The following is a 14952-nucleotide window of genomic DNA, read 5'->3' as shown; positions in this document are numbered from 1 at the left end:
GTTCCAGACTTCGAGGAGAGACGACCATGGCAAACCGTCTGAGCAACGACTTTCAGTTCATCGATGTGGGTCGCCAGGACCCGCAGAAGAAAGAGGCACGTACCCGGGCCAAGGAATTCGCCGAGATCTACGAGCCCTACAAGCCCCAGGAGGCGGCCAGCCAGGCGCATCGCTGCCTGCACTGTGGCAACCCCTACTGCGAGTGGAAGTGCCCGGTACACAACTATATTCCCAACTGGCTGAAGCTGGTCAGCGAGGGCAACATCCTGGAGGCCGCGGAGCTGTCGCACCAGACCAACTCGCTGCCCGAGGTGTGCGGCCGGGTGTGCCCCCAGGACCGCCTGTGCGAGGGTGACTGCACCCTCAACGACGGCTTCGGCGCGGTGACCATCGGCTCGGTGGAGAAGTACATCACCGATACCGCCTTCGCCATGGGCTGGCGCCCGGACATGTCCCAGGTGACCTGGACCGATAAGAAGGTGGCGGTGATCGGCGCCGGCCCGGCAGGGCTCGGCTGCGCCGATATCCTGGTACGCAGCGGCGTCAAGCCGGTGGTCTATGACCGCTATCCGGAGATCGGCGGCCTGCTGACCTTCGGCATTCCCGAGTTCAAGCTCGAGAAGCACGTCATGGAGCGGCGCCGCGCAGTGTTCGAGGAGATGGGCATCGAGTTTCGCCTCAACACCGATATCGGCAGCGACGTGACCATCGATGACCTGCTTGCCGAGTACGATGCGGTATTCATGGGCATGGGTACCTACAAGTACATGCAGGGCGGTTTCCCGGGCGAGGATCTACCTGGCGTGCACAAGGCGCTCGACTACCTGATCGCCAACGTCAATCACTGTCTGGGCTTTGAGAAGGATCCGGCCGACTATGTATCGCTGGAAGGGCAGCGGGTGGTCGTGCTGGGCGGCGGCGATACCGCCATGGACTGCAACCGCACGGCGATCCGCCAGGGGGCGGCCAGCGTGACCTGCGCCTACCGCCGTGACGAGGACAACATGCCCGGCTCCAAGCGTGAGGTGAAGAATGCCCGCGAAGAGGGCGTCGAATTTCTGTTCAACCGTCAGCCGGTGGCAGTGGTCGGCGAGGAGCGGGTCGAGGGCGTCAAGGTGGTACGCACGCGGCTCGGCGAGCCTGATGAGAATGGCCGCCAGCGCCCCGAGGTGGTGCCGGGCTCCGAGGAGATTCTGCCCGCCGATGCGGTAGTCGTCGCCTTCGGTTTCCAGCCTACTGATATCGACTGGCTTGAGCCCAACCGCATCGAGGTGGACGAGCGCGGTCGCATCCAGACCAGCGAGGAGGCGGCGTTCGCCTTCCAGACCAGCAACGAGAAGATCTTTGCCGGTGGCGACATGGTGCGTGGCTCCGACCTGGTGGTGACGGCCGTCTACGAGGGCCGCCAGGCCGGCGAGGGCATCCTCGACTATCTGGGGGTGTGAGCCACCAAAGTGAGCGGCGCCGGAGTGGTGCCAGTAGCTCGCGGCTTTTCCGGCGACAGGTCTTCGAGGGGGCGCTGTGAATCCGTCCCTGGACGCTACCGATGCCATCCCTGGCATCGAACCCCCTCTACGACCTGTCCCCGGCGCCGCTGACCTTCGGCGGCCGCCGCTAGGTTGGGCGTGGAATTCCGCGACCCAAGCCTCCTGGAGGCGCAGCGGCGTGACTTCCCTAGGGCGCTGGCCAGTAGCGCAGCGGCACGCGGCGATCGACATGGATGTCGATCGAGGGGCAAGCGGGAGGGACCCCGGTTTGCCCCGACGCGTAGGCCGCCAGTGAATGGCCAGGGTTTCGCCCTTGGGGTCACGCGTCTCGCCTTCAGGAGGCGCCGGCAGCACCTGACTATTGATGCCACTCCGTTAGCCTCGCCAAAATTGAGCCGATTCGCCGAATCTGCTACTCTGTCGTCCCATCCTGGCGCGGTTTCCTGCGGCGCCTTCTGATCACGTTTCGACAGGTTTTCCATGACACGATATATCTTCGTGACCGGCGGCGTTGTGTCCTCTCTCGGCAAGGGCATCGCGTCGGCTTCGCTGGCGGCGATTCTCGAGGCGCGCGGCCTCAAGGTCACCATGCTCAAGCTGGATCCGTACATCAACGTCGATCCCGGCACCATGAGCCCCTTCCAGCACGGCGAGGTGTTCGTCACCGAAGATGGCGCCGAGACCGACCTCGACCTCGGTCACTACGAGCGCTTCATCCGCACCAAGATGACCCAGGGCAACAACTTCACCACCGGCCGCGTCTACGAGCACGTGCTGCGCAAGGAGCGCCGCGGTGACTACCTCGGCGGCACCGTCCAGGTGATCCCGCATATCACCGACGAGATCAAGCGCCGGGTCTACGAAGGCGGCGAGGGCTTTGACGTGGCGCTGGTCGAGATTGGCGGCACCGTGGGCGACATCGAGTCGCTGCCGTTCCTCGAGTCGATCCGCCAGATCAGAAGCGAGCTCGGCGCCAACCGCGCGATCTTTATGCACCTCACCCTGGTGCCCTACATCAAGACCGCCGGGGAGACCAAGACCAAACCGACCCAGCACAGCGTCAAGGAGCTGCGCTCCATCGGTATCCAGCCGGACATCCTGATCTGCCGCAGCGAGGTCGAGCTCGAGGCCAGCGAGCGGCGCAAGATCGCGCTGTTCACCAACGTCGAAGAGCGCGCCGTGGTGCCGCTGCAGGACGCCGACACCATCTACCGCATCCCGCTGATGCTCCACGAGCACGGCCTCGACGAGATCGTCTGCGACAAGCTGCGGCTGGAGGCCTCTGAGGCCGACCTGCACGAGTGGATCCGTGTGCTCGATGCCAAGCTCAATCCGCTCAAGTCGGTCAATATCGCCATGGTCGGCAAGTACATGGAGCTGCTCGACGCCTACAAGTCGCTCAACGAGGCGCTGATTCACGCCGGCATCCAGGGGCGGGTCAAGGTCAACGTGGACTATGTCGACTCCGAGGACATCGAGCGACACGGTACCGACCGCCTGGCCGGCAAGGACGCCATCCTGGTGCCCGGCGGCTTCGGCGAGCGCGGCGTGGAGGGCAAGATCGCCACCGCCCGCTATGCCCGCGAGAACGGCATCCCCTATCTGGGTATCTGCCTCGGCATGCAGGTCGCGGTAATCGAGTTCGCGCGCCACGTGGCCGGCTGGAATGACGCCAACTCCACCGAGTTCACCCACGATACCCAGCACCCAGTAGTCGGCCTGATCACCGAGTGGCTCAGCCCTGAAGGCAAGATCGAGCTGCGTGACGCCGCCTCCGACCTGGGTGGCACCATGCGCCTGGGTGGCCAGATATGCCATCTCAAGGCGGGCAGCAAGGCCCGCGAGGCCTACGGCAGCGACGAGATCGTCGAGCGTCACCGCCACCGCTTCGAGGTCAACAACCAGTTCATCGATGAGCTGGAAAAGGCCGGCCTGGTGGTCTCAGGCAAGAGTGTCGACCAGTCGCTGGTCGAAATGGTCGAGCTGCCGGATCACCCCTGGTACGTGGCCTGCCAGTTCCACCCCGAGTTCACCTCGACGCCGCGCGACGGTCATCCGCTGTTCTCGGGCTTCGTCAACGCCGCGCTGGAGCACAAGAACGTCCGCGCCCGTCAGCAGTCCCAGGCCCAGCCGCAGGGCTGAGCTCAAGGAGCGAGCATGTCGTCACCGCAACGTATCATCGAGTTTGCCGGCCTCAGCGCCGGCAATGCCCTGCCGCTGGGGCTATTCGGCGGCATGAACGTCCTCGAATCCCGCGATATGGCGCTCGAGGTGGCGGCGGCCTATGTCGAGGCGACCACTAAGCTGGGCATGCCTTACGTGTTCAAGGCCAGCTTCGACAAGGCCAACCGCAGCTCGATTCACTCCTACCGTGGGCCTGGCCTGGATAAAGGGCTCGAGATCCTCGACGAGGTCAAGTCGCGCTTCGGCGTACCGGTCATCACCGACGTGCACGAGCCCTGGCAGGCCAAGCCGGCCGCCGAGGTCGCCGACATCATCCAGCTGCCGGCCTTTCTGGCGCGGCAGACCGACCTGGTGGTGGCCATGGCCGAGACCGGTGCGGTGATCAATATCAAGAAGCCGCAGTTCCTGGCCCCCCACGAGATGCGCCATATCATTCGCAAGTGCGAGGAGGCGGGCAACGACCAGCTGATCCTCTGCGAGCGTGGGTCGAGCTTCGGCTACAACAACCTGGTGGTCGACATGCTCGGCTTCGGCGAGATGAAGCAGACCGGCTACCCGCTATTCTTTGATGTGACCCATGCGCTGCAGCGCCCGGGGGGGCGCGCCGATAGCGCCGATGGCCGCCGTGCCCAGGTCGCCGAACTGGCCCGGGCCGGCGTTGCCGTGGGGCTGGCCGGGCTGTTCCTGGAGGCGCATCCGGACCCGGACAATGCCAAGTGCGACGGCCCTTGTGCGCTGCCACTCGACCAGCTCGAGCCCTTCCTTGCCCAGCTCAAAGCGCTCGACGAGCTGGTCAAGGGGTTTGCGCCCCTGACGATTTCTTGAGCGGAGCCGTGACCCTCTCTCAAGCTAGGAAGCGCTGAATAAATCGGCGAGCGGGATGAAGCACAAGGCGCACGGGGCACAGAAACCGGAGCCTATGGGGATAGGTGAGGATTTCGAGCACCGCGCAACGCAGTAATTCGCCCGCGCAGACATTTGTGCAGTGTTTCCCTAGATCAACGCTGACTCACTAAAGGATATCACCATGAGCAAGATTGCCGACGTTCGCGCCCTCGAGGTGCTCGACTCGCGTGGCAACCCCACCGTGCAGGCCGAAGTGGTGCTGGAAAGCGGTGCCAAGGGCGTGGCATGCGCCCCCAGCGGTGCTTCCACCGGCTCGCGCGAAGCGCTTGAACTGCGCGATGGCGACACGTCCCGCTACTTGGGCAAGGGCGTACTCAAGGCCGTCGAGGCGGTCAACGGGCCGATCCGCGAGCGCCTGCTGGGCATGACCGTTGCCGACCAGCGCGCGTTGGACGACGCCATGCTGGAACTCGATGGCACCGACAACAAGGCCAACCTCGGCGCCAACGCGATCCTCGCCGTGTCGCTGGCGGCGGCCAAGGCGGCGGCGACCACCAAGGGCGTCGAGCTCTACGAGCACATCGCTGCCCTATACGGCCAGCCGGGGCAGTTCAGCATGCCGGTGCCGATGATGAACATCCTCAACGGCGGCGAGCATGCTGACAACAACGTCGACATCCAGGAGTTCATGGTCCAGCCGGTGGCGGCGCCCAACTTCCGCGAGGCGCTGCGCGTCGGGGCCGAGATCTTCCACGCTCTGAAGAAGGTGTTGTCGGCCAAGGGTCTGTCCACGGCGGTGGGCGACGAGGGTGGCTTTGCCCCCAACCTGGCCTCCAACGCCGAGGCGCTGGCGGTGATCAAGCAGGCTGTCGAAGATGCCGGCTACACCCTGGGTCGCGACGTCACTCTGGCGCTGGACTGTGCCGCCTCGGAGTTCTACCAGGACGGCCAGTACACCCTGGCCGGTGAGGGCAAGTCCTTCGACGCCGCGGGCTTCGTCGACTACCTGGCCGAGCTGTGCGACCAGTACCCGATCGTCTCTATCGAGGATGGCCTCGACGAGTCCGACTGGGCGGGCTGGAAGACACTGACCGACAAGCTCGGCGACAAGGTGCAGCTGGTGGGGGATGACCTCTTCGTCACCAACACCAAGATTCTCAAGCGCGGCATTGACGAGCAGATCGGCAATTCGATCCTGATCAAGTTCAACCAGATCGGCTCGCTCTCCGAGACCCTGGATGCCATCAAGATGGCCCAGGATGCCGGCTTTACCGCGGTGATTTCGCACCGCTCCGGCGAGACTGAGGACACCACCATCGCTGACCTGGCGGTGGCGACGTCGGCTGGCCAGATCAAGACCGGTTCGCTGTGTCGCAGTGACCGCGTGGCCAAGTACAACCGTCTGCTGGTGATCGAGCAGCAGCTAGGTGACAAGGTGGTCTATCCGGGGCTGGCGGCGATCAAGGGCCAGGCTTGATCGGGGTAGCACGTTCGGCGTAACGTCAGGCGGGGTCGTTGATCGGCCCCGCCTTTTATATGGCTATCCAAACGGCGTTGCTCTGTAGGCAATCTCTCCATCTCTTGTAAGACATCTCGTACATTTCGCCTGCGAACTTTGCTCGAAATTACCCCCTAAGCGCTCATCTCTTCCCCTGTTTTTTCTTTAAGCATTTGATATTTCTTGACTTTTTGTTTTTCCGGCGATGAGTAGACGTCCTGCGGGCGACGCTAGGGCCGGCTTGAGATGCCGGCGAGAACTGCCACAATGACCTCGGGATTTGGAGAAGCGGGGAGTGCTTTTCCGGCAGGATGCAACGGGATGCTAGTCGTGGTGCGCTGGGTGTGGCAGGACGCCGCCTCCCGGCACGGACGTCACCATTAGGACGTGGGCATAGGGACATGCTCAAGGGATTCGGCTTGGAGCGGGCGACCTACGGGTCGCCTTTTCCATGCACGCACGATGTAAAACGCCGCCGGTCAGTGACCGGCGGCGTTTTTTGTTGGGTGATGATGCACGGACACATGGCGCGCCGAGAGCCTCAGCGCTCGAGCTGCTCCAGCTTGCCGGGCTTACCGTCCCACTCCTCGGCGTCGGGCAGCGGGTCCTTCTTCTCGGCGATGTTGGGCCATACCTCGGCGAGCTCGGCGTTGAGCTCGATGAACTCTTCCTGGCCCTCCGGTAGCTCATCCTCGGCAAATATCGCCTCGGCGGGGCACTCCGGCTCGCATAGCGCGCAGTCAATGCATTCGTCGGGGTGGATGACCAGGAAATTGGGTCCCTCATAGAAGCAGTCCACCGGGCAGACCTCGACACAGTCGGTGTACTTGCACTTGATGCAGTTCTCGGTGACGACGAATGTCATGCCAGTCTCCCTTCCTCTGGCCGGTCGCTCGGCCAAGATGATGGTTGGTAAAAAGGTTATAAGAGCCGATGTTTTTATGCTGATGCGGCGGGGAATCTGACCATTCTAGTCGTGCCCCTAAAACGTCGCAAGCGGTGGTGGCTGTCGCCTTGGGCTAATTGGCCGGACCCAAGCGCCGCGGACTCGGGGCTATTGCCGATACAGCAACTTGCAGTAACGCTCGGGACTGATCCGTCGGCAGGTCTACGATGAGGCGCTGTAAACCATCCCTGGGCGCTACCGATGCCATCCATGGCATCGAACCTCATCTTCGACCTGCCGCCGGCGTCCCTCGCTAAGAGTGATAGCGATTGCTGTGGTCAACCTCATGGCGCAAGCGTAGCCGCAGAGAGTGGTCTTGCCTCACTTACAGCGCCTCTCGCCAGCGATACAACAGCTCCAGCGCCTGGCGCGGGCTCAGCTCGTCGAGTGCCAGGCCGCCAAGCTCATCGAGCAGCGGATGCGGGGTGCTGGCGAACAGGTCGTTCTGCTGCGGCACCGGTTCGCCGCTGGCGGCCAGTGAGGGGCGACTGCCCTGGTCGACCTCATGCTGCTCGAGCTGGGCGAGCTTTTCCCGCGCTCTGGCGATCACGCCCTGGGGCACCCCGGCCAGTTGGGCCACCTGCAGGCCGTAGCTTTGGCTCGCCGGGCCCTCCTCCACGCGGTGCATGAAGACGATCCCATCGCGATGCTCGGCTGCGGTGAGGTGGACGTTGGCCACCCCGGACGCCTGCTCGGTGAGCGCGGTCATCTCGAAGTAGTGGGTGGCGAACAGCGTGAAGGCCCGTGAGCGGGTCAGGTGTTCGGCGCTGGCCCAGGCCAGCGAGAGGCCGTCGAAGGTGCTGGTGCCGCGGCCGATCTCGTCCATCAGTACCAGGCTGTGATCGCTGGCGTTGTGCAGGATATTGGCGGTTTCAGTCATCTCGACCATGAAGGTCGAACGGCCGCCGGCGAGGTCGTCGGAGGAGCCGATGCGGGTGAAGATCCGGTCCACCGGGCCGATCTCGGCGTCGTCGGCGGGTACGAAGCTGCCGGTGTGGGCGAGTAGGGTGATCAGTGCCGCCTGGCGCATGTAGGTGGATTTACCGCCCATGTTGGGACCGGTGATCACCAGCATGCGACGGTCGTCGTCCATCATCAGGTCGTTGGGCACGAAGGGATGCTCGCTGACCTGCTCGACCACCGGGTGACGGCCGCCGCGGATGCTGATGCCTGGCGCCTCAGCGAGCCGCGGGCGCACGAACCCCAGCGCCTCGGCGCGCTCGGCGAAGGTGGCCAGCACATCGAGGCTGGCCAGCGCCTGAGCACTCGCCTGTAGTGGGGCGAGTTCGGCATTGAGTTCGTCGAGCAGGCTCTCGTAGAGCAGCTTCTCGCGGGCCAGGGCGCGGGACTTGGCGGAGAGCGCCTTGTCCTCGAACTCCTTGAGCTCCGGGATAATGAAGCGCTCGGCGTTTTTCAGGGTCTGGCGACGAATATAGTCGGCCGGGGCGTCGCGGGCCTGGCCACGAGGAATCTCGATGTAGTAGCCGTGAACGCGGTTGTAGCCGACCTTGAGGTTGGCAAGGCCCGTGCGCTCGCGTTCACGCCGCTCGAGCTCGATCAGGTAGTCGCCGGCGTGCTCGGCCAGTCCGCGGTATTCGTCGAGTTCATCGTCGAAGCCGTCGGCGATCACGCCGCCGTCGCGGATCACCACCGGCGGGTTGTCGATCAGCGCCCGGCTCAGGGTGTAGGCGAGCTCCGGGTAGGGGCGGATATGCCGCTTGAGGTCGTCGAGCGCGCTGCCGTCGGGGTAGCCGCGCAGCGCATCCTGCAGCTCCGGCAGCGCATTCAGAGCGTCACGCAGGCGCGCCAGGTCGCGGGGGCGGGCGCTGCGCAGCGCTACCCGTGCCAGGATGCGCTCGACGTCGCCGATCGCCTTGAGGTCGTCGCGCAGCGCCAAGTAGCCCTCCTGGTCGAGCAGCAGGGTCACCGCCGTCTGGCGCGCGCCGATCAGCGTATGGTCGCGCAGCGGGCGATTGAGCCAGCGCTTGAGCAGCCGGGCACCCATCGCCGTGGAGGTGGTGTCGAGCACGCTGGCCAGGGTGTTGTCGCCGCTGCCGCCGAGGTTGGTGTCGATCTCGAGATTGCGGCGGCTGGCGGCGTCGATCACCACCGCGTCATCGCGATTCTCGACGCCGATCGCGGTGACGTGGGGCAGCCGCGAACGCTGAGTATCGCGGGCGTAGTCGACCAACACCCCGGCGGCGATGATTGCCGCCTCCAGGTGGGCGCAGCCGAAGCCGCGCAGGTCCTGGACCTGGAATTGGTCGCATAGCAGACGTAGGGCGCTGTCGCGGTCGAACAGCCAATCGCTCTGGCGCTTGAGACTGGTGCGTTCGCCAAGCGCCGGAGGCAGCTCGAGACCGTCGGCGGCGAGCAGTTCGGCCGGCGCCAGCCGCTGCACCTCGGCCAGCATCTCGGCGTCGTCATCGACCTCGAGCACGCTGAAACGGCCGCTGGAGAGCTCCAGCCAGGCCAGCCCCCAGCGCCCGCCCTGGCTGTGCAGGGCCAGCAGCAGGTTGTCGCGACGGGCGTCGAGCAGCGCCTCGTCGTGCAGGGTGCCGGGGGTGACGATGCGCACCACGCGGCGCTCCACCGGCCCCTTGGCCAGCGCCGGGTCGCCGATCTGCTCGCAGATTGCCACCGACTCGCCGGCCTGGACCAGACGTGCCAGGTAGCCCTCGGCGCTGTGGTAGGGCACCCCGGCCATGGGAATCGGCTTGCCCGCCGATTGGCCGCGCTGGGTGAGGGTGATGTCGAGCAGCTTGGCGGCGCGCTTGGCATCGTCGAAGAACAGCTCATAGAAGTCGCCCATGCGATAAAACAGCAGCACGTCGGGGTGCTCGCGCTTGATCTTCAGGAACTGCTGCATCATCGGGGTGTGCGAGGGGCTGGCCTGGCTCATGGGGCTCCTTGACTCCTTGGATGGGCACACTAGGGTGGCGGCGAGGAGCTATCGTCGGCGCGTCGACGACTCTGCATTCGCAGCCAAAAGGCAGTATTCTACGCGCAAGCCAGCCCGACGTCAGGAGACCCGGCATGCCAGCATCCCCCCAGCGCCTCAGCAATCTCGACCTCGCCACGCTCGCCGAGCGTCTCGGCCGGCTGTGTCGACAGGAGGGCCGTCAGGTGACCTGCGCCGAGTCCTGTACCGGCGGCGGGGTGGCCAGCGCCATTACCGAGGTGGCGGGCAGTTCGGACTATTTCGAGACCGGCTATGTGACCTACTCCAACGCCGCCAAGACGCGCCTGCTAGGCGTTGACCCGATGCTGCTCGAGGCTCACGGCGCGGTGAGTCGCGAGGTGGTCGAAGCGATGGTCGCCGGTGCCTGCCGCGACAGCGGCGCCACACTGGGCGTGGCGATCAGCGGCGTGGCCGGCCCCGGCGGCGGCTCTGACGCCAAGCCGGTGGGCACGGTATGGTTGGCCTGGGGTGACGCCAACGCCCAGCAGGCCGAGCACTACCACTTTCCCGGTGACCGCCGTGCGGTGCGCGAGCAGGCCGTGCGTGCCGCGCTGGTGGGCTTGATCCAGCGCCTCGACGCCTGAACCACAGAAATTTACCGACTGAGAGTAGGCGAGCGAGGAATTTTTCGCCATACTACTGTGCAGTCATACAGTATTCGATTCCGTGCTCGTGATCGACGTAACATCCGCTATCGCTTAGGAGATCTCCCATGGCCCAGGACGACAACCGTTCCAAGGCGCTGAATGCCGCCCTCTCCCAGATTGATCGTCAGTTCGGCAAGGGCACCGTGATGCGGCTGGGCGATGCCCCGCGCGTGGTCATGCCGTCGGTGTCCACCGGTTCGTTGGGGCTGGATATCGCGCTGGGCATCGGTGGCCTGCCGCTGGGCCGCGTGGTCGAGGTCTTCGGCCCCGAATCGTCGGGCAAGACCACCTTGACCCTGTCGGTCATCGCCCAGGCCCAAAAGCAGGGTAAGACCTGCGCCTTCATCGATGCCGAACACGCTCTCGATCCAAGCTATGCCGAGAAGCTTGGCGTCAACCTCGACGATCTACTGGTGTCGCAGCCGGACACCGGCGAACAGGCCCTCGAGATCTGCGACATGCTGGTGCGCTCCGGCGGCGTCGACGTGATCATCATCGACTCGGTGGCGGCACTGACCCCGCGCGCCGAGATCGAAGGCGAGATGGGCGACTCCCACGTTGGCCTGCAGGCGCGCCTGATGTCACAGGCGCTGCGCAAGATCACCGGCAACATCAAGAACGCCAACTGCATGGTGGTGTTCATCAACCAGATTCGCATGAAGATCGGGGTCATGTTCGGCAGCCCTGAAACCACCACCGGCGGTAACGCCCTGAAGTTCTATTCCAGCGTACGCCTCGACATCCGCCGCACCGGCTCGGTCAAGCAGGGCGATGAGGTCACCGGTAACGAGACTCGCGTCAAGGTGGTCAAGAACAAGGTGGCGCCGCCGTTCCGCCAGGCCGAGTTCCAGATCCTCTACGGCAAGGGCATCTACCATGCCGGCGAGGTCATTGACCTGGGCGTGCAGTGCAAGCTGATCGACAAGGCTGGTGCCTGGTACAGCTACCAGGGCAACAAGATCGGCCAGGGCAAGGCCAATGCCGCCCAGTTCCTCGAGGATAACCCGGCGATCCTCGATGAGATCGAGAGCGGTATCCGCGGGCAGCTGCTGGCCCCCGTCGAGCCCAAGGAGAAGGACAAGCCCGAGGCGGCACTGGCTGACAGCGCCGAGGAGTCAGGCGAGGACGGCCTGCTCTAAGCCATGCCGGATGCCGCCCACGACTCGACGCCCCGCGACGACGCCATTCGTCTATTGGCAAGGCGCGAGTATTCGCGTCGTGAGCTGACGACACGCCTCGCGGCCAAGGGGCACGACAGTGAGACGCTGGAGGCGTGTCTCGATCTACTGGTCGAGCAGGGTCTTCAGTGCGACGCGCGCTTCGCCGAGAGCTTCGTGCGTTCGCGCATTGCGCGCGGCCAGGGCCCGCTGAAAATTCACGCCGAGCTTGGCCAGCGCGGCATTGACCGCGACGGTATCGAGCGGGCCTTCGACGAATGCCAGCGTGATAGCGGGGTCGATTGGTTGGCGCTGGCCGCCGAGGTGCTCGCCAAGCGTTTCACTGGCCCCGGCGAGACCCCGCGCGAGCGCGCCCGCCGCGAGCGCTTCCTGGCCTCGCGGGGGTTTGATTTCGAACAAGTTCGCCACGCCATGCAGCACGCCTGGTCGGCCTGATTCCCCACACCTGTGGGCACGCCTCGCAGTGCCCCACTGTCGTCGCTTGACGACTGCGTTATACTGGTGCCCCTTTGAACGACCCAGGTTGTGCCTATATGCGGCGCGCTGCGCCGGCTCGCCCGCCAGGTCAACACGCTTATCGTCACGGACACCCTATGAAAAGCGCAGATATCAGACAGGCCTTTCTGACCTTCTTCGAAGAGCAGGGCCACACCATCGTGCCGACGAGCTCGCTGGTGCCCGGCAACGACCCGACCCTGCTGTTCACTAACGCCGGCATGGTGCCGTTCAAGGACGTCTTCCTGGGACGTGATCCGCGTCCCTATGTACGTGCCACCTCGGCCCAGCGCTGTGTGCGCGCCGGCGGCAAGCACAACGATCTCGATAACGTCGGCTATACTGCACGCCACCACACTTTTTTCGAGATGCTCGGCAACTTCAGTTTTGGGGACTACTTCAAGCGTGACGCCATTCGCTTCGCCTGGACCTTTCTCACCGAGCGCCTGGGCTTGCCAGCGGAGAAACTGTGGGTGACCGTGCACGTCAGCGATGATGAGGCGGAGAAGATCTGGAAGGAGGAGATCGGCGTCGATCCGGCGCGCTTCTCCAAGCTCGACGAGGACAACTTCTGGCAGATGGGTGACACCGGCCCTTGCGGGCCGAGCTCGGAAATCTTCTTCGACCACGGCCCCGAGGTGTGGGGTGGGCCGCCCGGCAGCCCGGAAGAGGACGGCGACCGCTATATCGAGATCTGGAACCTGGTGTTCATGCAGTTCGATCGCGACGCCGGTGGCACGCTCAACCCGCTGCCCAAGCCCTCCATCGACACCGGCATGGGCCTGGAGCGGGTCGCTGCGGTGCTGCAGGGCGTGCACTCCAACTACCAGATCGACCTGTTCCAGAATCTGTTGGCGGCGGCGGCCAAGGCCACTGGCCATGCCGATACCGCTACGCCGTCGCTGCGCGTGATTGCCGACCATATCCGCTCCTGCGCGTTTCTGATCGTCGATGGCGTGCTGCCCTCCAACGAAGGGCGCGGCTATGTGCTGCGCCGGATCATCCGGCGTGCTATCCGCCATGGTCATAAGCTGGGCGCCAGCGAGCCGTTCTTCCACAAGTTGGTGGCGGCACTGGATGCCGAGATGGGCGACGCCTACCCGGAGCTGCGTCAGGCTAGCGAGCAAATCGCCCGGGTGTTGCTCAAGGAGGAGGAGCAGTTCGCGCGCACACTGGACCACGGCATGGGGTTGCTCGAGGCGGCGCTGGCCGACCTGCAGGGCGACGAGCTGCCGGGTGCCACGGTGTTCAAGCTCTATGACACTTACGGATTTCCCTTCGATTTGACCGCCGACGTCTGCCGCGAGCGCGGCGTGACCCTCGATGAGGCCGGTTTCGAGCGCGAGCTGGAGGCCCAGCGCCAACGTGCTCGTGCTGCCAGCCAGTTCGGTGCCGACTATGCGGCGGCCATCGAACTCGACGGCGAGACCACCTTCACCGGCTACGAGCGCCTCGAAGACGATGCTCGAGTCACCGCTCTGGTTGACGCTGAGGGCAACCCGCTGGCCGCGTTGGAGGCGGGCAGCAAGGGGGTGGTAGTGCTGGATCGCACGCCCTTCTACGGCGAGTCCGGTGGCCAGGTCGGCGACACCGGCTACCTGCATGCCAGCGGCGGGCGCTTCCAGGTCACCGACACCCAGAAGCAGGGCGGTCACCACTTGCATCACGGCGTGATGGTCGACGGCGAGCTGCGCGTGGGCGCCGAGGTGCGGCCGCAGGTCGACGCCGATCTGCGTGAGGCCACGCTGCGCAACCACTCCGCCACCCACCTGCTGCATAAGGCGCTGCGCATGGTGCTCGGCGAGCACGTGCAGCAGAAGGGCTCGTTGGTCAGCGCCGAACGGCTGCGCTTCGACTTCAGTCATTTCGAGGCGATGACGGCGGCTGAGCTGGCCGAGGTCGAGGCAATCGTCAACGCCCAGATTCTGGCCAATGCCGACACCCGCATCGAGCAGATGAGTCTCGACCAGGCCAAGGCCAAAGGCGCGGCGGCACTGTTCGAGGCCAAGTACGCCGACAGCGTCCGGGTGCTGACCATCGGCGCCGACGACTTCTCCATCGAGCTGTGTGGCGGCACCCACGTGGCGCGCAGCGGTGATATCGGTTGCTTCCATATTGTCAGCGAGACCGGCATCGCCTCCGGCGTGCGGCGTATCGAGGCCCTCACCGGCGAACACGCGCTGGCCTACTTCCAGGCCCAGGAAGCGCGCGTTGCACGTCTCGGCGAGACGCTCAAGAGCAAGCCGGAACAGGTCGAGGAGCGGGTCGCCTCGTTGGTCGAACGCAATCGCAGCCTGGAGAAGGAGCTCGAGCGCCTCAAGGCCAAGCTGGCCAGCGCTGCTGGCAGTGACATGCTTGCCGAGGCGATGGAAATAGGCGGCGTCAGGGTGCTGGTCAAGCAGCTCGAGGGCGTCTCTGGCAAGGAGCTGCGCGGCGTGCTCGACCAGCTCAAGAACAAGCTCGGCTCAGGTGTCGTGGTGCTGGGCGTGGCCGACGAGAGCGCTGGCAAGGTCAGCCTGATCGCCGGGGTCACCGACGACCTGACCGCGCGGGTCAAGGCCGGCGAGCTGGTCAACCACGTCGCCGGCCAGGTCGGCGGCAAGGGTGGCGGACGCCCGGACATGGCCCAGGCGGGCGGCAGCGATGCCGCGGCCTTGCCTGCGGCGCTAGGCAGCGTGCCGGATTGGCTGGCAGCCAAGCTGGGTTGAT

General features: G+C 65.1%; 10 protein-coding genes. 8 read left to right on the top strand and 2 right to left on the bottom strand.

All coding sequences use genetic code 11. From position 1 onward, the window contains the following. Positions 1-26 precede the first annotated feature (26 nt). The 4 genes from BLT16_RS12560 to eno all read left to right on the top strand — a co-directional run bounded on the left by BLT16_RS12560 (position 27) and on the right by eno (position 5994). On the top strand, positions 27-1445 hold the full coding sequence (locus BLT16_RS12560; RefSeq protein ID WP_089658861.1) for an FAD-dependent oxidoreductase: 1419 nt from the start codon (positions 27-29) through the stop codon (positions 1443-1445). 522 nt (positions 1446-1967) lie between these two features. After that, a complete protein-coding gene (locus BLT16_RS12555; RefSeq protein ID WP_089658860.1) occupies positions 1968-3629 on the top strand; it encodes a CTP synthase in 1662 nt (553 codons plus the stop codon). 15 nt (positions 3630-3644) lie between these two features. Further along, positions 3645-4496, top strand: a complete 852-nt coding sequence (kdsA, locus tag BLT16_RS12550; RefSeq protein WP_089658859.1) for a 3-deoxy-8-phosphooctulonate synthase — start codon at positions 3645-3647, stop codon at positions 4494-4496. A gap of 202 nt (positions 4497-4698) precedes the next feature. After that, positions 4699-5994: a phosphopyruvate hydratase gene (gene eno / locus BLT16_RS12545; RefSeq protein ID WP_089658858.1), complete on the top strand. Its 1296-nt coding sequence runs from the start codon at positions 4699-4701 to the stop codon at positions 5992-5994. 562 nt (positions 5995-6556) lie between these two features. Here eno and fdxA read toward each other — a convergent pair. Further along, positions 6557-6880: a ferredoxin FdxA gene (gene fdxA / locus BLT16_RS12540; RefSeq protein ID WP_089658857.1), complete on the bottom strand. Its 324-nt coding sequence runs from the start codon at positions 6878-6880 to the stop codon at positions 6557-6559. 406 nt (positions 6881-7286) lie between these two features. Further along, on the bottom strand, positions 7287-9863 hold the full coding sequence (gene mutS / locus BLT16_RS12535) for a DNA mismatch repair protein MutS (protein ID WP_089658856.1): 2577 nt from the start codon (positions 9861-9863) through the stop codon (positions 7287-7289). A gap of 134 nt (positions 9864-9997) precedes the next feature. On the opposite strand from mutS, the gene BLT16_RS12530 reads away from it, so the two are divergent. The 4 genes from BLT16_RS12530 to alaS all read left to right on the top strand — a co-directional run bounded on the left by BLT16_RS12530 (position 9998) and on the right by alaS (position 14951). Next, entirely contained in the window at positions 9998-10507 is a 510-nt protein-coding gene (locus tag BLT16_RS12530) for a CinA family protein (RefSeq protein WP_089658855.1), read from the top strand. 128 nt (positions 10508-10635) lie between these two features. After that, positions 10636-11709 (top strand): recombinase RecA, encoded by a 1074-nt coding sequence (gene recA, locus BLT16_RS12525; protein WP_089658854.1) that lies wholly within the window; start codon positions 10636-10638, stop codon positions 11707-11709. 3 nt (positions 11710-11712) lie between these two features. Beyond that, on the top strand, positions 11713-12183 hold the full coding sequence (locus BLT16_RS12520) for a regulatory protein RecX (protein ID WP_089658853.1): 471 nt from the start codon (positions 11713-11715) through the stop codon (positions 12181-12183). Positions 12184-12341: 158 nt separating this feature from the next. Beyond that, entirely contained in the window at positions 12342-14951 is a 2610-nt protein-coding gene (gene alaS, locus BLT16_RS12515; RefSeq protein WP_089658852.1) for an alanine--tRNA ligase, read from the top strand. The last annotated feature ends 1 nt before the right edge of the window (position 14952 follow it).

The sequence above is a fragment of the Franzmannia pantelleriensis genome (assembly GCF_900102875.1).
GTDB lineage: Bacteria > Pseudomonadota > Gammaproteobacteria > Pseudomonadales > Halomonadaceae > Franzmannia > Franzmannia pantelleriensis.
Note: the sequence above shows the minus strand (reverse complement) of the source record. Positions and strands in the feature narration are given on the sequence as shown.

Coding starts and splice junctions, on each gene's coding strand:
- fdxA (WP_089658857.1), bottom strand. CDS start 6,880: ATGACATTCGTCGTCACCGAGAACTGCATCAAGTGCAAGTACACCGAC.
- alaS (WP_089658852.1), top strand. CDS start 12,342: ATGAAAAGCGCAGATATCAGACAGGCCTTTCTGACCTTCTTCGAAGAG.
- BLT16_RS12555 (WP_089658860.1), top strand. CDS start 1,968: ATGACACGATATATCTTCGTGACCGGCGGCGTTGTGTCCTCTCTCGGC.
- eno (WP_089658858.1), top strand. CDS start 4,699: ATGAGCAAGATTGCCGACGTTCGCGCCCTCGAGGTGCTCGACTCGCGT.
- BLT16_RS12560 (WP_089658861.1), top strand. CDS start 27: ATGGCAAACCGTCTGAGCAACGACTTTCAGTTCATCGATGTGGGTCGC.
- kdsA (WP_089658859.1), top strand. CDS start 3,645: ATGTCGTCACCGCAACGTATCATCGAGTTTGCCGGCCTCAGCGCCGGC.
- mutS (WP_089658856.1), bottom strand. CDS start 9,863: ATGAGCCAGGCCAGCCCCTCGCACACCCCGATGATGCAGCAGTTCCTG.
- BLT16_RS12520 (WP_089658853.1), top strand. CDS start 11,713: ATGCCGGATGCCGCCCACGACTCGACGCCCCGCGACGACGCCATTCGT.
- recA (WP_089658854.1), top strand. CDS start 10,636: ATGGCCCAGGACGACAACCGTTCCAAGGCGCTGAATGCCGCCCTCTCC.
- BLT16_RS12530 (WP_089658855.1), top strand. CDS start 9,998: ATGCCAGCATCCCCCCAGCGCCTCAGCAATCTCGACCTCGCCACGCTC.